Source organism: Candidatus Aquicultor sp., from assembly GCF_054640775.1.
On the sequence record NZ_JBTSLF010000292.1, the window covers coordinates 1 to 2,853 of the forward strand.

General features: G+C 49.6%; 2 protein-coding genes. Both read left to right on the plus strand.

The window, feature by feature from the left end:
• Nucleotides 1-1,511, plus strand: a 1,511-nt coding sequence (gene cobA / locus ACYC56_RS14340; protein WP_461374852.1) for a uroporphyrinogen-III C-methyltransferase, incomplete at its 5' end; no start/stop codon positions are given.
• A gap of 197 nt (nucleotides 1,512-1,708) precedes the next feature.
• Nucleotides 1,709-2,683: a 3'-5' exoribonuclease YhaM family protein gene (locus ACYC56_RS14345; protein WP_461374853.1), complete on the plus strand. Its 975-nt coding sequence runs from the start codon at nucleotides 1,709-1,711 to the stop codon at nucleotides 2,681-2,683.
• Nucleotides 2,684-2,853 lie beyond the last annotated feature (170 nt).

Consider the following 2,853-nt stretch of genomic DNA (forward strand, 5'->3'; position numbering starts at 1 on the left):
TTTTAGTAGGTGCCGGACCGGGGGACCCGGGATTGATTACCCTAAAAGGAGTTAGACTCCTCCAGCAGGCCGAAGTGGTCATCTACGATTTTTTGGCCAGCCCCGAACTCTTGCGGCATGTTTCCAAGGAGGCCGAGATCATTTACGTGGGCAAAAAGGGGGGGGACCACACCTTGCCCCAAAATGAAATCAATCAATTGATCATTGATAAGGCCATGACAGGCAAAAAAGTGGTTCGCCTGAAGGGGGGGGACCCCTTTATTTTCGGCCGGGGCGGAGAGGAGGCCGAAGAATTGGCCAAAGCCGATATCCCCTTCGAAATCGTTCCTGGAGTCACTTCGGCCATTGCCGTACCCGCTTATGCCGGGATCCCCTTAACCCATCGCCGATACAATACCAGCGTGGCCTTTTTTACCGGACATGAAGATCCTACCAAAGAGGATTTGGCCCAGGGTTTGGGAAAACAGGCCGGCCGGGCTGAAACTCTGGTGTTTTTAATGGGGGTAAAAAATCTCCCTTCCATTGTTGAAAGTCTTTTTCAAGAAGGGCTGGAGCCAAACACCCCGGCGGCCCTTATCCGCTGGGGAACAACCTCCAGTCAAAAGACCATAACCGGAACTTTGGAGACGATAACCCGTAAGGCCGAAGAAGCGGCCTTGGCCCCGCCGGCGATATTTATTGTCGGAAAGGTGGTTGAGTTGCGGGACACCCTGAACTGGTTTGAACGCCGACCCCTCTTCGGCAAATCTATCGTGGTCACCCGAACCCGTGAACAGGCCAGTGAACTGGTAGATCGACTTAACGATCTCGGGGCCGATTGCCTGGAATTTCCCACCATCCGCATTGCCCCTCCCTCGGATTGGTCCGAATTGGACCAGGCCATCCGGGAGATCGAAAAATATGATTGGATTTTCTTTACCAGCCCCAACGGGGTTCGATTTTTCCTGGACCGGATGGAAAAACTCCAACTTGATTTGCGATGTTTGAAGGGGATAAAAATAGGAGTTATCGGACCGGCCACGGCCCAGGCCCTGTCGGAATATCATCTTAAAGCCGACCTGATTCCTGAAAAATTTCAGGCCGAGCATTTATTGGAAGCCCTGTCCCAAATCCCGTTGGCGAACCAGAGGGTCCTGATCCCCCGGGCGGAACAGGCCAGGGAAATCCTGCCGGAAGGACTGAGGCAAATGGGAGCCGAGGTCCTGGTCGTTTCCGCTTACCAGACCTTGCCGGCCTTAGAAGGGAAAGAACAACTGGAAGAAAAAATGGCTCAAGGCCTGATCGATTGCTTAACTTTTACCAGTTCTTCCACGGTGGTTAATTTCCTGGCCCTTTTTACCAGGCAGGAAATCCTTTATCTGCTGAAAAGAGTAACTGTGGCCTGTATCGGCCCCATTACCGCTCAAACCGCCATCAGCAACGGGCTTTCCGTTCAAATCGTGGCTGAAGAATATACTATTCCGGGATTGGTGGCGGCGATTGAGAAATATTATGGAGGACAGAATTCATAAGACAGGAGACAGGATTCAGAATAAAAACAGGGGATAAGTTTCAAAGTTCAAAATAAAAAACTCAAAGTGAAAAATGAAATCAACCCTGACCTATTTCTTCCTCTTCACTGGATAAAAGTACAAGACGATGACTTCCTCTCTGAGACTTTGGAATTTAAACTTTGAAATTTGACTTTTGAAATATAAAGGAATCTCAAATGCCCCATACCTTCATAACCGACCTGAAGTCAGGAGACAGGATCAATCAGTTTTTTTTGGTCAAGAGGAAAGAACGGCGTCAAACCCGAGCCGGGAAAGATTATCTGGATATTTCCCTGGCTGATCGAACCGGAACCCTGGGTGCCAAGATCTGGAGTGAAGCTGTTGATCAATTCGATTCTTTGTTCGCCGAGGGACAATTTGCCGGTATTGCCGGGCGGGTGGAAACCTATCAGGATGAACCCCAGTTAAGCATCGAACGTATTAAAGGGGTTCAGCATTGGTCTTCTGAACAGCTCGGTCTGGCCGGGTTTAACCCCGATTTGTTGATTCCCGTTTCCCCTCTGGATATTTCCTCCCTTTGGAATTCGTTATTGACCTGGGTCAGGGATGAAATCCAGCATCCGGCTTTAAGAGAATTGACCCTCTCGTTACTGGAAACCAAAGCAGAAGAATGGAAGCAGTGGCCGGCCTCTAAAATATATCATCACGCCTATAAGGGAGGGCTTCTGGAGCACACCTGCCGTGTGGTTCAATTAGCCCGAGATGTGGGCCGGCTCTATCCGGAACTGAACCAGGACCTGATCCTGGCCGGGGCTGTCCTTCATGATATCGGCAAATTGCAGGAACTGGAAGGGTATCTTTCCGCCCATAAAACGTATGCCGGGGAATTATTGGGCCACCTGGCCCAGGGCTGGGCCATGATCCGGGAGGCGGCTAAGGAGATGTCCTGGGATGACCCCGGGCTGTTGATCCAGCTGGAACATATCATCCTCGCTCATCACGGCCAATTGGAATTCGGCTCCCCGGTTCTTCCCCAGACTAGAGAGGCCTTGATGATCCATATGCTGGACGATCTGGAAGTAAAGATCAGGATGATGAGCGATCATCAGGAACAGGACCGGGGAGAAGGGGACTTCACCGATTGGCACCGGGTTTTAAAAAGAAAGATTCTTAAAGATTCAAAAGACTGACTAATAAGAATGATACTGGATACTGGATAAAACCAATAAATTAAATCTGGATACTTGATTGCTTTTATCCAGAATCGAGTATCGCTTTTTGTTTTTATCCAGTATCCAGTATCGTCCGTCCAGCGGCGGATGATTGCACCTTTCAGAAAAATTAGAGATAAATTCCCAGA

What these genes read in the sequence shown, in the direction of transcription:
- ACYC56_RS14345 (WP_461374853.1), top strand. Translation starts at nt 1,709, where the DNA reads ATGCCCCATACCTTCATAACCGACCTGAAGTCAGGAGACAGGATCAAT.